Source organism: Saccharothrix variisporea (assembly GCF_003634995.1).
In the GTDB taxonomy this organism is placed as follows: domain Bacteria; phylum Actinomycetota; class Actinomycetes; order Mycobacteriales; family Pseudonocardiaceae; genus Actinosynnema; species Actinosynnema variisporeum.
In genome coordinates this window covers 5,858,097-5,875,617 of the sequence record NZ_RBXR01000001.1, presented here as the reverse complement: position 1 = coordinate 5,875,617, position 17,521 = coordinate 5,858,097, and the positions used below count along the sequence as shown (strand labels likewise).

The following is a 17,521-nucleotide window of genomic DNA, read 5'->3' as shown; positions in this document are numbered from 1 at the left end:
GGTCAGCCTCCGGATGCCTTCTTGGCAGCTTCCTCGGGGAGGAGCCCGATGTTCTTGGGCACGGGGATCGAGTCCCAGCTGCGGATGGCGTCGTTGCGGTTCAACTGTGGGCCGTTCGGCAAGAGGCGCAAGATCGACTCCGGGCCGGGCACGAACTGGTCGCCCAAGCCCAGTGCGCCCGAGGTCACCGTGTCCGGGATGCCGTACTTCACGCCGCGCCCGGTGATCAGGTGGATCGGGCCGCTCTTGAAGTCCTGGGTGGAGGTCGACGCGCGGACCACCGCCGACTTGCCCGGGGCCATCATGAACTTGCTCACGACCTCGCCGGTCGCGCCGACCTGGTTGATGTTCACCGCGACCATGTCCGACGGCACCGGCAGCGACGGCGCGATGGTCACCTGCGTGTGCTGGGACCGGTTGTCCGCGTTGACGTTCTCCGCCCGCCAGCCCAGGCACAGCACCCGGTTGTTCTGGTTGGGCTCCAGCACCTCGGGCACCTCGGTCGGGTAGTCGAGGAAGTCCAGCTTCTCCGACGGCTCCTTGGTGACGATCTTGGCGATGTCGACCAGCCGGGGCTCGGGCTGCGACTGGTTCGCGCGGATCATGTCGCCCGCGGCCCGGCTGATCTCCTGGAGGCCGTCCTTGAGCGCCACGTAGAACACCGAGTCGCCACCGGTGCGCTTGACCTCGATCACGTTGCCGACCTTCAAGCCCGGCACGTCGTTCATGTAGGTCACCGCGTCGCCCTTGCCGGTGATCTTCGGCGCTTCCAGCGGCTTGGCCTCGGGGATCGCGTTGAGCAGGCCGGAGCTGATCGCGCGAGCGGTCTTGCCGGTGAGCTTGAGCGCGTTCTGGACCTCGCTCTTGGTCAGGTCCACCTTGGCCCGCACGGTCGACGTCGAGGTGATCTTCGAGTTCACCGGGGCCTTGTAGATCAGGTAGGCCTGCTTGTCGTCGGTGCCCGCCTTGACCAGCAGCGCCTTGTTGCCGTCCAGCAGCTGCCCGCCGCTCATGCCGGCCAGGACCGTGGTCTCGAACTTGCCCTTGGCGGTCGGGTTGTTCAGGGTCTCGTCGAGGTCGAGCGTGTCGCACACCGACCACTCCGCGCCGATCCGGTCCTCGGGCTTGGTGGGCAGCACGTCCGGGCCGTCCGGGATGCCGGTGAGCCGACCCTTGGGCAGCTTCGCCAGGGTCTTCTCGCTGACCAGCTTCGGGTCGCCGCCCGCGACCTGCGGCGCCGCGTTGATCTGACCCGCCTGGGCGTCACCGCCGCCGGTCTGGACGGCCTTGTCCGGGTTCTGCTGGTTGAGCACCAGCAGCCGCGCGGAGGCCAGGTTGGTCATCGGGATCAGCTGCTTGGGGTTGCCCTGCCGGACGACGTAGACCTGGCCGGTCTCCTTGGAGATGGCGATCTGCGTGTCGTCGTCGAGCTTGGGGTCCGGCGAGAAGAAGCCGAACACCAGGAACCCGATCAGGCCGATGACGCCGAGGATCACACCCACCGCGGTGGCACGCGAGTGCGTGCGCATCGGGTCGTGCAGCATCACCGCGTCTCTGCGCACCAGGGCGGACTGCATCCTGCGCAGCACGAAGCGGTAGGCCTGGACCTGTGACTTGGTGGTGGGTGTTGATGCCATTCTCGGCTCGCTGCTCTCCCAGTCGCGGTACGGTCTGCACGATAGCCGGACGGCGGGTGGCGCGTGTGCGGGTTGGTCAGACCCGGTCGGTGCACCCACCGAACGCCGAGGGAAAGAGAACCAGATCGGATGTCCGTGACCACCCCACATCCGGGTCAACCGAACCCTGCCACGGCCCGCCCGCAGGGCGGCCCCGGCGGCCCTGGTGGCCCCGGCGTTCCCCCGCAGGCTCCGGGCGGCGGCGTGCGTGCCGCGCTGCTCCGGGCACGTCGGCGCGCGACCGGGGCCAGCCTCGGCGCGCTGCCGGTCGCCAACCTGGTTGTCCTCGAAGTCGGCGTCGCCGTGGGCCTGATCCTCATCGCCATCGGCGCCACCGGTGACAAGGTCGCCCCCGCGTTGCTCTACACCGCGGGCGGCATCGTGCTGGTCGCGCTGGTCCTCGCGTTCACCCGGTCGCGGGGCCGCTGGCTGACCCAGTGGATCGGCCTGGTCGTGCGCTACAACTTCCGCTCGCACAGCCGCAGCGCCAAGCGCGCGGGGCCGGTGGAGATGAAGCCGCCCTCGGAGGAGGAGACCTCCGTCATCGGTTCGGACGACCCGCGCGTGGCGCTGCTGCGGCTGGCCGTGCCGGACCTGGTGGTGGCCAAGGGCACCGACCACGAGCGCCGGCCGCTGGGCCTGGCGTGGCACCAGGGCGCGTGGACGGCGGTGCTGCTGGTCGACCCGGCGCCCGGCCTGATCAACGCCGTGGGCACCGCGCCCGCCCTGCCGCTGGGCGCGCTCGCGCCGTGCCTGGAGGACCGCGGTGTGGTCCTCGACGCGATCTCGGTGATCTGGCACTGCTACCCCGGTTCCGCGGCGCTGCCCGCGAACTCCCCGGCGCTGAACTCGTACATGGAGGTCCTCGGCCCGCTGCCCGCGGCGGCCCGGCGCACCACGTGGATCGCGGTGCGGCTGGACCCGAAGCGGTGCCAGGCGGCGATCCGGGAGCGCGGCGGCGGCGTCGTGGGCGCGCACCGGGCGCTGATCGGCGCGCTGTCCCGCGTGCGCAACGCGCTGGAGTCGGCGGGTGTGGCGATCCGGCCGCTGGACCCCGACGAGCTGATCCGCGCCGGCATCTCGGCCGCCGAGCTGACCTCGGTGGCGGGCACGAACAACCCGGTGTCGCTGCGGGAGAAGTGGGGCGGCGTCACCGCGGGCGGCGTGGGCCACGCGTCCTACGCGATCACCGGCTGGCCCGCGAAGGGCATGCGCAACAACCTGAACGCGCTGACCGGCGTGCGGGCGCTGTCCTCGACGCTGTCCATGACGATCTCGCCCAGCAGCGAGCAGGGCCAGGTCGGCCTGCGCGGCCTGGTGCGGGTGTCCGCGCGGACGCCGTCCGAACTGGACCGGGCCGACGACCGGCTCAAGGCGTTGGCGGACAAGCTGGACATCACGCTGACCCCGTTGAACGGGCTCCAGGTCGCGGGCCTGGCCGCCACATTGCCGCTCGGAGGTGTCGCGTGAGCAACAGCCGCCTGCTGGACAACCGGGGCGGTCGCGGTGTCGCGCCGGAGTTCCTGGTCGCGCCGCAACTGCTGGACGTGGTCAGCCCGTCGGGCGACCGCGGCGGCATGGTGCTGGGCTCGGGCCTGAAGGGCGAGCCGCTGACCATCTCGGTGCTGCGGTCCGCGCCGACCCGCATGGTCGTGGTCGGCGGCCTGTACCTGGCGCGCCAGATCGCGCTGCGGGCGATGGCGACCGGCGCGTGGATCACCGTGGCGACCGGCCGGCCGCAGGCGTGGCAGCCGGTGGTGCGGGCGGCGGGCACCGGCCCGGACGGGCGGCCCGCGCCGACCGTGCAGCTGCGCCGGCTTTCTCCGGTGGAGCTGCCGCGGCCGTCCGAGGACGCGCCGCTGCTGGTGGTGCACGACGGCGGGCACGTGCCGCAGGAACTGTTCCCGCCGCGTTCCCCGTGGCAGACCACGATGTACGTTTTGCCGTACCTGCACCCGCAGGCGTCGGGGACGGCGAATTCCGCGGACCTCGTGCTGCTGCAGCGGCTGCCGGTCGGGCAGGCGCAGTTGGCGGCGCAGATCTGGCGGCTGCCGCCGCAGATGGCGCACCAGCTGACCACGTTGAAGGACGACCAGGTGATCGCGCTCGGGCAGAACCTGTGGCGGCCGTTGCGGCTGGTCACCACGCCCGGTGAGCAGCAGATCCTGGGGGCCGTGCGCCGCGGCGACTGACCGCTGACCTGCATTCCCGTGCCCCGGACCGCCCTGGTCCGGGGCACATTTTTGTGAATCCGTCCAGTCACTCTCCGCAGCATTCCGTTCACAGGCGCGGTCAATACTGTGGAGAGGCCATCAGGCTCGTATTCGTGACGAATTCTTGCGTTCCCACCGCAGGGCGAACTAGGAACTGACTCACCGTGTCCGACCGGTGCCGCTGCGGCGCGCCGGCCGGGCGCACACCCTGCGAAGAGGAGACCCCTGCGATGCGAGACTCTCGCGCGTCCTTCAGAAGGCGGGTGACCGGCGTCGGCCTCGCCACCGGCACCGCGTTCGCCGTCACCGCCGCGCTGACGACGTTCACCGCCGGCGCCGCCGAGGGCGAGATCCTCGGCCTCGGCGCGCCGAACGCGGTCAAGGACAGCTACATCGTGGTGCTCAAGGACGTGAGCACCAGCAGTGTCGGCACGTTGAGCAGCAAGTACCAGGCCAACGTCAAGCACACCTACACCGCCGCCCTGCGCGGCTTCTCCGCCACCATGACCGAGGCGCAGGCCAAGCGGCTCGCGGCGGACCCGAGCGTCGAGTACGTCAAGCAGGACGCCGAGGTCACGATCTCCGGCACGCAGGCGCCGACCCCGTCGTGGGGCCTGGACCGCATCGACCAGGCCGCGCTGCCGCTGGACAACTCCTACACCTACCCGAACGACGGCACGGGCGTCACCGCCTACATCATCGACACGGGCATCCGGTTCTCGCACAGCGACTTCGGCGGGCGCGCGGTGTCCGGCCGCGACACCGTCGACAACGACAACGACGCCACCGACTGCAACGGCCACGGCACGCACGTGGCGGGCACTGTGGGCGGCACGACGTACGGCGTGGCGAAGAAGGTCAAGCTGGTCGGCGTGCGGGTGCTGAACTGCTCCGGCTCCGGCACGTACGCGGGCGTCATCGCGGGCATCGACTGGGTGACCGCGAACGCGGCCAAGCCGGCCGTGGCGAACATGTCGCTGGGCGGCGGCGCGGACGCCACCGTCGACCAGGCCGTGCGCAACTCCATCGCGGCGGGCGTGACCTACGGCCTCGCGGCGGGCAACGACAGCGGCGCGAACGCGTGCAACACGTCCCCGGCCCGCACGGCGGAGGCCATCACGGTCGGCTCGACGACCAACACCGACGCGCGCTCGTCGTTCTCCAACATCGGCACCTGCCTGGACATCTTCGCGCCGGGCTCCAACATCACCTCCGCCTGGTACACCAACGACACGGCCACCAACACCATCAGCGGCACCTCGATGGCGACCCCGCACGTCGTCGGCGCGGCGGCCGTGTACCTGAGCGCCAACCCCACCGCGACGCCGCAGCAGGTCCGCGACGCCCTGGTGAACGGCGCGACCAGCGGTGTGGTCACCAACGCCGGCACCGGCTCCCCGAACAAGCTGCTCCGCGTCGTCGGCAGCACCACCCCGCCGCCCACCGGCTGCGCGCCGAAGACCAACGGCACGGACGTGAACGTGCCCGACCTGGGCACCGCCACCAGCACCATCTCGATCACCGACTGCGCCGGCGCGGCCGGTTCCGCGGCCACGGTCGAGGTGCACATCAAGCACACCTACCGGGGTGACCTGGCGATCGACCTGATCACGCCGAGCGGCGCGGTGAAGCAGCTGAAGGTCTCCAGCGGCTCGGACGGCGCGGACAACGTGGACGCGACCTACACGGTCAACCTGTCCACCGAGACGGCCAACGGCAACTGGCAGCTCCGCGTCCGCGACGTGTACTCGCAGGACACCGGCTACATCGACACCTGGACCCTCGACCTGTAAGCGGTCGCGGCTCCAGCCCGCACAACGAACGGCCCCCGCCACCTTCCGCCGGCGGGGGCCGTTCTGTTGCGTTCTCACCCGTTTGGTGGAGAGTGGGACGCTGTGGAGGAAGACGAACCAGGAGGTCCATCCGTGTCCGCAGCCCCGGAGTACGGCTACGACCCGCCCGAGTACGACCCACCGCGCTCGACCATAGGGCCGCACACCGTCGAGGACTGGCTGGAGCTGGATCCCGCTCCGGACGGGTCGACCATCGAGTTGATCATGGGGCATCTCTTCGTGACTCCCACGCCTTCGCTGGGCCACCAGCGCCTGTCCCGACGGATCGAGCGGCTGGTGGAGGACGCCCTGGCGACAGCCGGACGCACCGACCTCGAGGTGCTCGCGACGGTCAACATCGAGATCTCGTCCACGATCCGCACCGCGCTCATCCCCGACGTGGTCGTGCTGTCCGACGGTCGGAACGGGGTGTTCGCCCCAGCCGAGGACCTGTCGCTCGTGGTCGAGATCTGGTCGCCCGGCAACACCCTCGCCGAGCGCGAGACGAAGGCGGCGAGCTACGCCCTCGCCGGGGTGCCGTTCTTCTGGGCGCTCGACCAGCCCAGCAAGCTCAACCCGCTCCGGCTGACGGCGCACCGGCTGGAGAACGGGCTCTACAAAGCCGAGAACACCCTCGAAACCGAAGGCCCCCAGACCATCACCGCCGCGCCCGTCCCGATCACCCTCGACCTCGCCGACCTCGTCCGCTAAGCACCCCGCCGGACCGGTCCGCCGCACAACGCACGCTCCCGGCACGCCTCCAAGGCCTCCAGCACCCGCGGCCACGTGCAGGGCGGGTCCGTGGAGCGGTTGTGGGCGGCGATGCGGTGGCGCAGACCAGAGTCCGTTGCCAGGCGGACCAGTGCCGCCGCCAGGTCGTCGGACAGCAGGCCCTCCACGCCGTCGCGGACGAAGTCGGCCACGCCCGTCCCGGGGCGGGCCACCACCGGTACGCCCGCCGTTCGCGCCTCCAGGGTGGCCAGGCCGAAGGCCTCGCTCGCGGTCGGGTTCACGAACACGTCGGCCGACGCCAGGAGCCGGGACACCCCCGCGCGGTCCAGCCGCCCAGGCAGGCTCACCCAGTCCATCCCGTGCCGCCGCACGTACCGGCGCACGGCCCCCATCTCCGGACCGTCGCCCGCCAAGGTCGCACGCAACCCCCCGACCGCCGCACCCGCCTCCCGCAGCACGGACAGCAGGTGCAGCGGCTGCTTGCGGGACGCCAGACGGCCCACGGACACGACGTGCACGGAGTCCGAGCGCTGCACGGGGATGCCGCGCCACTCGGAAGGCGTCACGCCGTTGGGCACCACGGAGACGTCCACGGGCAGCGCCGCACCCACCCGTGCGGCAGCCGCCGACGACACCGCGGCCAGCACGAGTGGCGAGCGGGACCAGCCGTCGACGCGGTCCAGCGCCCGGTAGCACCAGCGCACGGACGGGTCCCACATGCTGTGCACGACGGCGACCGTGGGCAGGCCGAGCTTCAGCGCCGACCGGATGCCGGACCACGCGAACGGCGAGATGGCGCCGACGTGCACGTACACCACGTCCGCGCCCAGCGTGGACAGGAGCCGGTCCAGGTGGTGGCCGGCGCGCAGGTGGACCGGTGGGCCGAACGGCATCGCGACCGGGTGGACGGTGCAGCCCGGCGGCCGGGTGGCGTGGCGGGTCGCGGTGATCACGTGCACGTCGGCGCCCGCGCGGTGCTGGGCGTCGGCGAGACCGGCCACCTGGACCTCGATGCCGCCCAGGCGCGGCAGGAAGCAGTCGCTGACGTGGATGATCGACACAGGGACTCCCGTCAAGCCGCTGAACGGAGCAACTGACACTCTTACACCTTGTGAGCCGAACCTGCGTGTTCTTCCACGCCCATCCCGACGACGAAGCCCTCCTGACGGGGGGCACGATGGCCCGCCTCGCCGCCGAGGGGCACCGGGTGGTGCTGGTCGTGGCGACCGCCGGCGAGCGGGGGCTGGCCGCGCACACCGACGACCTCGGGGCCGTCCGCACCAGGGAGGCGCACCGGTCGGCGAAGCTGCTCGGGTGCGCGCGGGTGGAGTTCCTCGGTTACGCCGACTCGGGGCTCGACGGGGCGCACGAGCGGGGGTTCGCGCGGGCGGACGTGCCGGAGGCCGCGGGGCGGCTCGCGGAGGTCCTGCACGAGGAGCGCGCCGACCTGCTGACCACCTACGACCCCGTCGGCGGCTACGGCCACCCCGACCACGTGCAGGTGCACCGCGTCGGCGCGCTGGCGGCGGAACTCGCGGGCACACTGAGGGTGTGGGAGGCGACGGTCGACCGGACCCTGTTGCTGCGCGCCCTCCGGCTGGCCCGGGTGGCGCGGCGGTTCGACCTGACCCCGTTCCGGACCGCCTACACGCCCCGGGCGGAGATCACGCACGCGGTGGACGTCCGCCGGTACGCGGGGTGCAAGCGGGCGGCGTTGGCCGCGCACGCCACGCAGACGACCGGGGGCGACCAGACCCGCACGGTGAGCGCCCTGCTGAGCCTGCCGCCGCCGCTGTTCCGGCTGGTCATGGGCACGGAGTGGTACATCGAGCGCAAACGCTTGCGCGCTCGGTGAGGGTGCACCTCAACCTGCTCGCCTCGCTCGCGTCCCTGGCCCTCGCGGTGTGGCTGGTGGTCGCGCTCGTCCCCACGATCGGCGGGGTGGGCTGGGCGACCATCACCGACCACCTCGCCGCCGTCAGCACCGCCGCCCTGCTCGGCCTGACCGTGCTGTGGCTGGCGGGCCTGTGGGCCTACACCTACGTCCTCACCGGCTCGCTGCCCGGCCTGCGCAACACCCAGGCGTTCAGCCTCAACGCGGCCGGCAGCGCGGTGAGCAACCTGTTCCCGTTCGGCGGTGCGGCGGGGGTCGCGGTCACCGCCGTCATGGCGTCGAGCTGGGGTCACACGGCCCGCGCGATCACGACGTCCACGATCGTCAGCGGCCTGTGGAACGCCCTGGGCCGGGTCGCCCTGCCGCTGGTCGCGCTGGCCGTCCAGGGGGCGGCGGTGCTGGGGCGCACGGTCCTGGCCGCCACCCTGACCACGGCGGCGGCACTCGTCCTCACGGTCGCCGCCCTGAGCAGGCTGCGCTGGCTCAGCGGCGTGCTCAAGGGCCGTGCCAGGAGGTTCGTGGTGCGGCTGCGCCGGCAGAACGCGCACGTCATCCGCGCGAACTGGGCGAAGATGACCACGGGCATGGTGGCCTACCTGGCCCTCCAGGCGCTCCTGCTGTGGTGCTGCCTCGCGGTCACGGGCGTCGAGCTGTCGCTGGGCGCGCTGGTCGCCGCCTTCGCGGTGAGCCGCCTGCTCACCCTGGCCGTGGTCACGCCCGGCGGGTTCGGGGTGAGCGAGAACGGCACGATCGCGCTGCTCGTCGCGCTGGGCACGCCCGCCGGGCCGGCCGTCGCGGGCGTGCTGCTGTTCGCGGTCTTCACGTTCCTCGCCGAGATCCCGGTGGGCGGCGTGGCGTGGCTCAACTGGTCGGTGCGCCGCGCACGTTCCGCGTGACCAGCGCCCGCGCGGCCAGCTCGGAGTCCTCCGGATAGTCCACTCGAACGAGTGACAAGCCGTGCGCCGGTGCGACCGTGACTTCACTCGATCGGGCGGTCAGCGACAGCAGGGACGCGGGCCACGGGACCGGCTTGCGCCCCTCGCCCACGGCCAGCAGCGCCCCCACCAGGCTGCGGACCATCGAGTGGCAGAACGCGTCCGCCGAGACGAACGCCGTCAGCACGTCCCCGTCGCGCTCCCACGCCAGCCGCTGGAGCTCGCGGATCGTGGTCGCGCCCTCCCGGCGCTTGCAGAACGCGCAGAAGTCCCGCTCCCCCAGCAGCAGCTCGGAAGCGGCGTTCAGGGCGTCGACGTCGAGCGGACGCGGCCAGGCCAGCGTGTCCAGCCGCCGCAGCGGCAAGGCACCGAAGGGCGCGTCCGTGACCCGGTACTCGTAGTGCCGCCGCAACGCCGAAAACCGCGCGTCGAACTCGAAGGGCACCACCCGCGCGGAGAACACCCGCACGTCGGCCGGCAACGCCCGTGCCAACCGCCGCGGCAACCCGGAGACGTCCACCGCCGCGGGCAGGTCCGCGTGGGCTACCTGGCCGGCAGCGTGCACGCCGGCGTCGGTCCGCCCCGCCACGGTGAGGGTCACGTCCTCCCGCAGCACGGTGGACATGGTGTCCTCCAGCACCCCGCACACCGTCCGCCGACCCGGCTGGCGCGCCCACCCCGAGAACTCCGTGCCGTCGTAGCCCAGGTCCAGGCGCACACGAACGAGCCCGTCGCCCCGCGAGGGGACGACGGGCTCGTCGGCGGTCGGGTCCGTCAGGACTCGTCCTTCTTGTCCTCGGCCTTCGGAGCGTCCTCGTCGGCGCCCTCGGCGGGCTCCTCCGCGGCGTCCTGGGTCGCCGACTCGGGCGCCTCGGCGTCCTGGTCGGCCACAGCCTCGGTCTCCTCGACCTCGGTCGCCGGGGTCTCGGCCTGCTTGGCCTCGTCCTTGGCGAACTTGGTCTTCCGGGCCCGCTCGGCCTCGGAGGTGACCGTCTTCTCCGGCACCAGCTCGATCACGGCCATGGGGGCGTTGTCACCCTTGCGCGGCAGCGTCTTGGTGATGCGGGTGTAGCCGCCCGCGCGGTCCGCGAACTGCGGGCCGATCTCCGCGAACAGCTTGTGCACGACGTCCTTGTCGCGGATGACCTTGAGGATCTCGCGACGGTTGTGCAGGTCGCCGACCTTGGCCTTGGTGATCAGCTTCTCGGCGTACGGGCGCAGCCGCTTCGCCTTGGCCTCCGTGGTCGTGATCCGACCGTGGGTGAACAGCGACGTGGCCAGGTTGGCCAGCATGAGCCGCTCGTGGGCCGGCGAGCCCCCGAGACGGGGTCCCTTGGTGGGGGTGGGCATCGAATTGCTCCTCGGATTTCTTTCTGATCCTCTGCTCCGGCCCGGCCGCTAAGCGGCCTCAGAGCTGCTCGGTCTCCGCGTAGTCGTGGCCGTCGTCGTGGTTGTCCACGGACGTGTCCGCGGCGCCCCAACCCTCGGCGGGGTAGTCGGACGCGGCGGCCGACGGGTCGAACCCGGGCGGGCTGTCCTTCAGCGCGAGGCCGAGGCCGACGAGCTTCATCTTGACCTCGTCGATCGACTTCGCACCGAAGTTGCGGATGTCCAGCAGGTCCGCCTCGCTGCGCGAGACCAGCTCGCCCACCGTGTGGATGCCCTCGCGCTTGAGGCAGTTGTAGGACCGGACGGTGAGGTCCAGGTCCTCGATCGGCATCGCGAACGCCGCGATGGTGTCCGCCTCCGCGGGAGACGGTCCGATCTCGATGCCCTCGGCGTCGACGTTCAGCTCACGCGCCAGACCGAACAGCTCCACCAGGGTCTTGCCCGCCGACGCGACGGCGTCGCGCGGCGTGATGGAGGGCTTGGTCTCGACGTCGAGGATCAGCTTGTCGAAGTCGGTCCGCTGCTCGACACGGGTGGCCTCGACCTTGTAGGTCACCTTCATGACGGGCGAGTAGATCGAGTCGACCGGGATGCGGCCGATCTCGGCACCGGCCTGCTTGTTCTGGACGGCGGGGACGTAGCCGCGACCGCGCTCGACGACGAGCTCGATCTCCAGCTTGCCCTTGCCGTTCAGGGTGGCGATGTGCAGGTCGGGATTGTGCACGGTCACACCGGCCGGGGGCACGATGTCACCGGCGGTCACCGCGCCCGGCCCCTGCTTGCGCAGGTACATGGTCACCGGCTCGTCCTCCTCGGAGCTGACGACCAGCTCCTTGAGGTTGAGGATGATGTCGGTGACGTCTTCCTTCACACCGGGGACGGTCGTGAACTCGTGCAGCACACCGTCGATGCGGATGCTGGTCACGGCCGCGCCGGGGATGGACGACAGCAGGGTGCGGCGGATGGAGTTGCCGAGGGTGTAGCCGAAGCCCGGCTCCAGCGGCTCGATGACGAACCGGGAGCGGGTCTCGTTGACCGCTTCCTCGCTGAGCGAGGGGCGCTGGGAAATCAGCACTGGGTTCTTCCTTTCTCACCCCGACGCCCGCCATATGACGCCGGGAACGCCAGTCGCGGAGACCGGCAAACGCGTTCGGCACACCATTCCGTGCCGTCGCGGGACCCGATCGGAGGGCTGTCCCGAAAGAATCGGACTCCGGGACCGCCCTCCGAGAGGATCACTTCGAGTAAAGCTCGACGATGAGCTGTTCGGTCACCGGCGTGTCGATCTGCGCCCGCTCCGGCAGCTGGTGGACCAGGATGCGCAGCGTGGACGGCACGACCTGGAGCCAGGCCGGGATCGGGCGGTCACCGAAGGAAGCGCGAGCGGCCTCGAAGGGCAGCAGCGGCAGCGACTTCGGCTTCACGTCGATGATGTCGAACTTCGACACCCGGAAGCTCGGGATGTTGACCTTCTGGCCGTTCACGATGAAGTGACCGTGGCTGACCAGCTGGCGAGCCTGGCGACGGGTGCGCGCGAGGCCCGCGCGGTACACCACGTTGTCCAGACGGGACTCCAGGATCTGCAGCAGGTTCTCACCGGTCTTGCCGGTGCGGCGGACCGCTTCCTCGTAGTAGCGGCGGAACTGCTTCTCCAGCACGCCGTACGTGTAGCGGGCCTTCTGCTTCTCCTGGAGCTGGAGCAGGTACTCCGACTCCTTGATGCGACCGCGGCCGTGTTGGCCGGGCGGGTAGGGACGGCGCTCGAACGCCTGGTCCCCACCGACGAGGTCGACCTTGAGCCGGCGCGAGATGCGGGTGGCCGGTCCGGTGTAGCGAGCCATGTGTGCTTACTCCTCCCCGTGCCTCAGACCCGGCGCCGCTTGGGCGGGCGGCAGCCGTTGTGGGGCTGCGGGGTCACGTCCTGGATGGTGCCGACCTCGAGGCCTGCGGCCTGCAGGGAACGGATCGCGGTCTCGCGGCCGGAGCCGGGACCCTTCACGAACACGTCCACCTTGCGCATGCCGTGCTCGGCGGCCTTGCGGGCGGCGTTCTCGGCGGCCATCTGCGCGGCGAACGGCGTCGACTTGCGGGAGCCCTTGAAGCCCACGTGGCCGGCGGACGCCCAGCTGATCACGTTGCCCATCGGGTCCGTGATGGACACGATGGTGTTGTTGAACGTGCTCTTGATGTGCGCCTGGCCGTGCGAGACGTTCTTCTTCTCCTTGCGCCGGACCTTCTTGACCCCGGCGCCCGTGCGGGACTTGGGTGGCATATCTGGGTGATCTCCTACTTAGGTTCGCGAGGTCTTACTTCTTGCCGGCCTTCTTCTTGCCCGCAACGGTCTTCTTCGGACCCTTACGAGTACGCGCGTTCGTCTTGGTGCGCTGCCCGCGGACGGGCAGGTTGCGACGGTGGCGCAGACCCTCGTAGCAGCCGATTTCCATCTTGCGGCGGATGTCGGCCTGAACCTCGCGGCGGAGGTCACCCTCGACCTTGAAGTTGTTCTCGATGTAGTCCCGCAACTTGGCGAGGTCGTCGTCGCTGAGGTCCTTGACGCGCAGGTCAGGGGAGATCTCAGTGGCGGTCAGCAGCTCCTTGGAGCGCGTGCGACCGATGCCGAAGATGTAGGTGAGCGCGATCTCCATCCGCTTCTCGCGGGGGAGGTCGACGCCAGCGAGTCGTGCCATGCGGCAGTTGCTCCTGTCGTGTCTCTCCAGGTCTGCTCCCCGCCCGCTCCCGGGACTGACTCGCTGTTGTCAGTTCCGACCGCTCTCACGGTCGGTGTCCCGGCCCCGGCCTGGAGTCCGGGGGTGTGCTCCTCGGTGGTGCTGGGTCGAGGAGCAGGTGCGGGGAGGCTTGCTTGTCTGTCTGCGTCGGTGAGGACGCTGCGACGTCGGCTCTGCTCAGCCCTGGCGCTGCTTGTGGCGCAGGTTCTCGCAGATCACCATGACCCGGCCGTGGCGGCGGATCACCTTGCACTTGTCGCAGATCTTCTTGACGCTCGGCTGGACCTTCACGCCTGAGCTCTCCTGCTGGTAGCCCCGGTGCACCGGTCGCCCGGTGTCACCGTGGAGGTCACTACTTGTAGCGGTAGACGATGCGCCCGCGGGACAGGTCGTAGGGCGAGAGCTCCACGACAACCCGGTCCTCAGGGAGGATGCGGATGTAGTGCTGACGCATCTTGCCGCTGATGTGTGCCAGGACCTTGTGCCCGTTCTCCAACTCGACGCGGAACATCGCGTTGGGGAGCGGTTCGACTACGCGGCCCTCGACCTCAATGGCCCCGTCCTTCTTGCCCATGTCCTCCGCGTTTCGTGACGGTGGTTAGTTCCACTTGGGTGCGGGCACGCGGGACTCCGACTCCTTCAGGCCCTTGCGAACCTGCCAGCCGGCGGTAAGGTGCGTCACAGGCATGGCGGAACCGGCGCTACGTGTGCGCCACCCGTCCATAGTACGCGTGCCGGCGGGGATGCCCAAATCGGGCCGGCTAGCGCTGCCCCGGCTCGCGCCCGACGAGCAGCCAGACCACCCCGAGCACCGAGCCCCAGGGCAGCGCCACCCACAGGAACCAGGGGTGCACCAGCCCCTCGCCGCCGAGGATGCTCACCAGCAGCCAGATGGCGAAGTTCAGGGCGCTCACGCTCGCCCAGATCGTGGTGAGCACCCGCAGGGCGGTCCGCCCGCCGCTCTTCTTCGCCTTCACCGGCGGCGTCGGCCGCGGCGCCGGGTGCACTTGCGGCAGGTCGGCGGTCAGGGCCGCCAGCTCACCGCGGGTCTTGGCCTGCCAGGTCGCGACGACCCGCTGGTCGAACTCGGTCAGGTCCAGGCTGCCCTCGGCGTGCGCCCGGTGGAGCAGCTGCTGGACGACTTCACGCTCGGCATCGGACGCCCGCATGTCCTCGGGCCGCACGGGGTGGCTCACGCATCTCATGGTGGCGCGCGCCGGCCCGACCAGAAAGGGGGCTAACCCCCGTATCCGGGTCGGGCGAACCTCACGCCGGCTCCGTCAGCCCTCGTCCAGTGCGGTCAGCACCCAGGGGCCGTCGTCGGTGATGGCGACGCTGTGCTCCCAGTGCGCGGCGCGCGAGCCGTCCGTCGTGACCACGGTCCAGCCGTCGTCCAGTTCCACGGTCCGCTCGCTGCCCAGCGTCAGCATCGGCTCGATCGCGATGGCCATGCCGACCTTCAGGCGCGGACCTTTGCCCGGCTTGCCGTAGTTCGGCAGGAACGGGTCCATGTGCATCTTCGTGCCGATGCCGTGGCCGCCGTAGCCCTCGACGATCCCGTACTCGATACCGTCCCGCTCGCCGGCCAGCAGCGTGGCCGACTCGATCGCGAAGGAGATGTCGCTCAGCCGTCCGCCCGGGACCGCGGCCTCGATGCCCGCCACCATCGACGCGCGGGTCGCCTCGGACAGCTTCAGCTCCGCCTCGGTCACCGTGCCGACCGGCAGGGTCACGGCCGAGTCGCCGTGCCAGCCGTCGAGGATGGCGCCGCAGTCGATGGAGATGAGGTCGCCCTCGGCCAGGATCTGCGTCTTGCTGGGGATGCCGTGGACCACCTGGTCGTTCACCGACGAGCAGATGCTCGCCGGGAACCCGTGGTAGCCCTTGAAGCTGGGGATCGCGCCGGCGTCGCGGATCGACTGCTCCGCCAGCTCGTCCAGCTCGGCCGTGCTCACGCCGACCTTGGCGTGCTCGGTCAGCAGCGCCAGGGTGCGCGCCACGACCAGGCCGGCGGCCCGCATGGCCTCCAGCTGGCCGCGGCTCTTGATCTCGATCATGCGGTCACCCGGGACGATCCTGCGCAGCGCATCGAGCAGGCCACCGGTCACCGGTCGCCGCGGAGTGCGGCCAGCGCCCGCTCGCTGATCTCCTCGACGTCACCCACGGCGTCGATGGTCACGACGATGTCGGAGTAGTGGTCGAGCAGCGGCGCGGTCTCGTTGCGGTAGACCTGCTGGCGGTGGCGGATGACCTCTTCCTTGTCGTCCGCCCGGCCGCGGGCGAGCAGGCGCTCCACCACGACGTCCTCGTCGATCCGGAACTCGAGCACGGCGTCCAGCTTGTGGCCCTCCGCGGCGAGGATCTCGCCGAGGACCGCCGCCTGGGCGACGTTGCGGGGGAACCCGTCGAGCAGGAAGCCGTCCTTGGCGTCCGCCTGCGACAGGCGCTCCCGCACCATCTCGTTGGTGACCGCGTCCGGCACGAGCTCGCCGGAGTCCAGGTACTCCTGGACCTCCTTGCCGAGGTCGGTCTGCTGGCTGATGTGCGCGCGGAAGAGGTCCCCGGTGGAGATGTGCGGCACGCCGAGCTTGGTCTTGAGCAGTTCGGCCTGAGTGCCCTTGCCCGCTCCGGGCGGGCCGACGAGAACGAGTCGCACTAGCGGAGGAACCCTTCGTAGTTGCGCTGCATCAGCTGGCTCTCGATCTGCTTGACGGTGTCGAGGCCGACGCCGACCATGATCAGCACCGCCGTGCCGCCGAACGGGAAGTTCTGGTTCTGGCCCTGACCGGTCAGGTCGAGGAACAGGTTCGGCAGGATGGCGACGATGCCCAGGTACAGCGAGCCGGGCAGCGTGATCCGCCCCAGGACGAAGCGGAGGTACTCGGCGGTGGGACGCCCGGGGCGGATACCCGGGATGAACCCACCGAACTTCTTCATCTCGTCCGCACGCTCGTCCGGGTTGAACGTGATGCCGACGTAGAAGTAGGTGAAGAAGACGATCAGGAGGAAGTAGATCGCGATGTGCACCGGGCTGGACTGGCTCACCAGGTGCGTCTGGACGAACGTCTCCCACCAGTTCGGCGCGGACCCGTCGGTGGACGCGGTCAGCCGCGAGATCAGGTCCGGCAGGTACAGCAGCGACGAGGCGAAGATGACCGGGATGACACCGGCCTGGTTCACCTTCAGCGGCAGGTAGGTCGAGGTGCCGCCGTACATGCGGCGACCGATCATGCGCTTGGCGTACTGGACCGGGATGCGGCGCTGCGCCTGCTCCACGTAGATGACGCTGGCGATGATCAGCAGGGCCGCGACCAGGACCAGGAAGAAGGTCAGACCGCCGCGGTCGAGGATGATCTTGCCCTCGGTCGGGATGCGGGCCGCGATGCCGGTGAAGATCAGCAACGACATGCCGTTGCCGATGCCCTTCTCCGTGATGATCTCGCCGAGCCACATGATCACGCTGGTGCCCGCGGTCATCGCCACGACGATCACGACCAGGTTGAAGATGCTCTGGTCGGGGATGACGTCGTACTCGCAGCCCTGGAACAGCTGGTCCCGGACCGCGAGCGCGATGATGCCGGTCGACTGGAGCACCGCGAGGGCGATGGTCAGGTAGCGGGTGTACTGGGTCAGCTTGCCCTGACCCGCCTGCCCTTCCTTCTTCAGCTGCTCGAACCGCGGGATGACCACGGTCAGCAGCTGGATGATGATGCTCGCGGTGATGTAGGGCATGATGCCCAGCGCGAAGATCGACAGGTTGAGCAGGGCGCCGCCGCTGAACAGGTTGATCAGCGAGTAGATCCCCTGCTGGTCGACCTGCTCGACGCAGAGTTTCACGTTCTTGAAGGAGACGCCCGGCGCGGGCATGGTCGCGCCCAACCGGTACACCACGACGATCCCCAGTGTGAAGAGGATCTTCTTGCGTAGGTCCGGCGTCGCGAGAGCCGAGCGGAATGCGCCGAGCACGCGAACCTCCATCAGCGTTGCCGCCCCGCCTGGGTCGGCATCCTGCGGTACCGGCTGTGTTGCCGGCACAGTCTTGCGGTGGTGGCGGACGCGACGGGTAGCCGCGACCGACCCGGAGGACATCCGGGTTCAGCCCGCGACTTTAACAGCCGCGAAGC

20 protein-coding genes are annotated in these 17,521 nt (G+C 70.4%); 6 read left to right on the top strand and 14 right to left on the bottom strand.

Annotation, left to right across the window (positions count from 1 at the left end; all coding sequences use genetic code 11):
• Window positions 1–2: 2 nt before the first annotated feature.
• Entirely contained in the window at window positions 3–1,637 is a 1,635-nt protein-coding gene (gene eccB, locus DFJ66_RS26855) for a type VII secretion protein EccB (RefSeq protein WP_121224957.1), read from the bottom strand.
• Window positions 1,638–1,766: 129 nt separating this feature from the next.
• Between eccB and eccE the strand changes: the two genes are divergently transcribed.
• The 4 genes from eccE to DFJ66_RS26835 all read left to right on the top strand — a co-directional run bounded on the left by eccE (window position 1,767) and on the right by DFJ66_RS26835 (window position 6,432).
• A complete protein-coding gene (gene eccE, locus DFJ66_RS26850; RefSeq protein ID WP_121224955.1) occupies window positions 1,767–3,146 on the top strand; it encodes a type VII secretion protein EccE in 1,380 nt (459 codons plus the stop codon).
• On the top strand, window positions 3,143–3,868 hold the full coding sequence (locus tag DFJ66_RS26845; RefSeq protein WP_211351335.1) for a hypothetical protein: 726 nt from the start codon (window positions 3,143–3,145) through the stop codon (window positions 3,866–3,868). Before eccE ends, DFJ66_RS26845 begins: the two co-directional genes overlap by 4 nt.
• 251 nt (window positions 3,869–4,119) lie before the next feature.
• Entirely contained in the window at window positions 4,120–5,682 is a 1,563-nt protein-coding gene (locus DFJ66_RS26840) for a S8 family peptidase (RefSeq protein ID WP_121224953.1), read from the top strand.
• Window positions 5,683–5,814: 132 nt separating this feature from the next.
• Complete coding sequence (locus tag DFJ66_RS26835; protein WP_170199676.1) at window positions 5,815–6,432, top strand: Uma2 family endonuclease; 618 nt, start codon at window positions 5,815–5,817, stop codon at window positions 6,430–6,432.
• Here the strand turns inward: DFJ66_RS26835 and DFJ66_RS26830 are convergent.
• The gene (locus DFJ66_RS26830) at window positions 6,429–7,514 is read right to left on the bottom strand and encodes a glycosyltransferase family 4 protein (protein WP_121224949.1); all 1,086 of its coding nucleotides are present in this window, start codon (window positions 7,512–7,514) and stop codon (window positions 6,429–6,431) included. The two genes, DFJ66_RS26835 and DFJ66_RS26830, sit on opposite strands and share 4 nt — an antisense overlap.
• Window positions 7,515–7,564: 50 nt before the next feature.
• On the opposite strand from DFJ66_RS26830, the gene DFJ66_RS26825 reads away from it, so the two are divergent.
• Window positions 7,565–8,308, top strand: a complete 744-nt coding sequence (locus tag DFJ66_RS26825; protein ID WP_121224947.1) for a PIG-L deacetylase family protein — start codon at window positions 7,565–7,567, stop codon at window positions 8,306–8,308.
• Complete coding sequence (locus DFJ66_RS26820) at window positions 8,305–9,243, top strand: lysylphosphatidylglycerol synthase domain-containing protein (RefSeq protein ID WP_170199674.1); 939 nt, start codon at window positions 8,305–8,307, stop codon at window positions 9,241–9,243. The genes DFJ66_RS26825 and DFJ66_RS26820 overlap by 4 nt, the downstream gene beginning before the upstream one ends.
• Here the strand turns inward: DFJ66_RS26820 and truA are convergent.
• From truA to secY, 12 genes are all read right to left on the bottom strand, one after another.
• Window positions 9,209–10,000: a tRNA pseudouridine(38-40) synthase TruA gene (gene truA / locus DFJ66_RS26815; protein ID WP_211351333.1), complete on the bottom strand. Its 792-nt coding sequence runs from the start codon at window positions 9,998–10,000 to the stop codon at window positions 9,209–9,211. The two genes, DFJ66_RS26820 and truA, sit on opposite strands and share 35 nt — an antisense overlap.
• 56 nt (window positions 10,001–10,056) lie before the next feature.
• Window positions 10,057–10,632 carry a 50S ribosomal protein L17 gene (gene rplQ / locus DFJ66_RS26810; RefSeq protein WP_121224941.1) on the bottom strand — a complete coding sequence of 192 codons (576 nt, stop codon included), beginning with the start codon at window positions 10,630–10,632 and terminating at the stop codon, window positions 10,057–10,059.
• A gap of 58 nt (window positions 10,633–10,690) precedes the next feature.
• Window positions 10,691–11,746: a DNA-directed RNA polymerase subunit alpha gene (locus DFJ66_RS26805; RefSeq protein WP_121224939.1), complete on the bottom strand. Its 1,056-nt coding sequence runs from the start codon at window positions 11,744–11,746 to the stop codon at window positions 10,691–10,693.
• Window positions 11,747–11,906: 160 nt separating this feature from the next.
• Window positions 11,907–12,512, bottom strand: coding sequence for a 30S ribosomal protein S4 (gene rpsD, locus DFJ66_RS26800; RefSeq protein ID WP_121224937.1), 606 nt, complete (start codon window positions 12,510–12,512; stop codon window positions 11,907–11,909).
• Between the two features lie 23 nt (window positions 12,513–12,535).
• Window positions 12,536–12,943 (bottom strand): 30S ribosomal protein S11, encoded by a 408-nt coding sequence (rpsK, locus tag DFJ66_RS26795; RefSeq protein WP_033436732.1) that lies wholly within the window; start codon window positions 12,941–12,943, stop codon window positions 12,536–12,538.
• A 34-nt stretch (window positions 12,944–12,977) separates the two neighbouring features.
• The gene (gene rpsM / locus DFJ66_RS26790) at window positions 12,978–13,358 is read right to left on the bottom strand and encodes a 30S ribosomal protein S13 (protein WP_121224935.1); all 381 of its coding nucleotides are present in this window, start codon (window positions 13,356–13,358) and stop codon (window positions 12,978–12,980) included.
• A gap of 216 nt (window positions 13,359–13,574) precedes the next feature.
• Complete coding sequence (rpmJ, locus tag DFJ66_RS26785; protein WP_010148647.1) at window positions 13,575–13,688, bottom strand: 50S ribosomal protein L36; 114 nt, start codon at window positions 13,686–13,688, stop codon at window positions 13,575–13,577.
• A gap of 61 nt (window positions 13,689–13,749) precedes the next feature.
• Window positions 13,750–13,971, bottom strand: a complete 222-nt coding sequence (gene infA / locus DFJ66_RS26780; RefSeq protein WP_005166804.1) for a translation initiation factor IF-1 — start codon at window positions 13,969–13,971, stop codon at window positions 13,750–13,752.
• Window positions 13,972–14,158: 187 nt separating this feature from the next.
• Complete coding sequence (locus tag DFJ66_RS26775) at window positions 14,159–14,593, bottom strand: DUF1707 SHOCT-like domain-containing protein (RefSeq protein WP_170199672.1); 435 nt, start codon at window positions 14,591–14,593, stop codon at window positions 14,159–14,161.
• A gap of 84 nt (window positions 14,594–14,677) precedes the next feature.
• Complete coding sequence (gene map, locus DFJ66_RS26770) at window positions 14,678–15,454, bottom strand: type I methionyl aminopeptidase (RefSeq protein WP_121231788.1); 777 nt, start codon at window positions 15,452–15,454, stop codon at window positions 14,678–14,680.
• 47 nt (window positions 15,455–15,501) lie between these two features.
• Window positions 15,502–16,053 carry an adenylate kinase gene (locus tag DFJ66_RS26765; RefSeq protein WP_121224931.1) on the bottom strand — a complete coding sequence of 184 codons (552 nt, stop codon included), beginning with the start codon at window positions 16,051–16,053 and terminating at the stop codon, window positions 15,502–15,504.
• A complete protein-coding gene (gene secY / locus DFJ66_RS26760) occupies window positions 16,053–17,363 on the bottom strand; it encodes a preprotein translocase subunit SecY (protein WP_121231786.1) in 1,311 nt (436 codons plus the stop codon). Before secY ends, DFJ66_RS26765 begins: the two co-directional genes overlap by 1 nt.
• Between the last annotated feature and the right edge of the window lie 158 nt (window positions 17,364–17,521).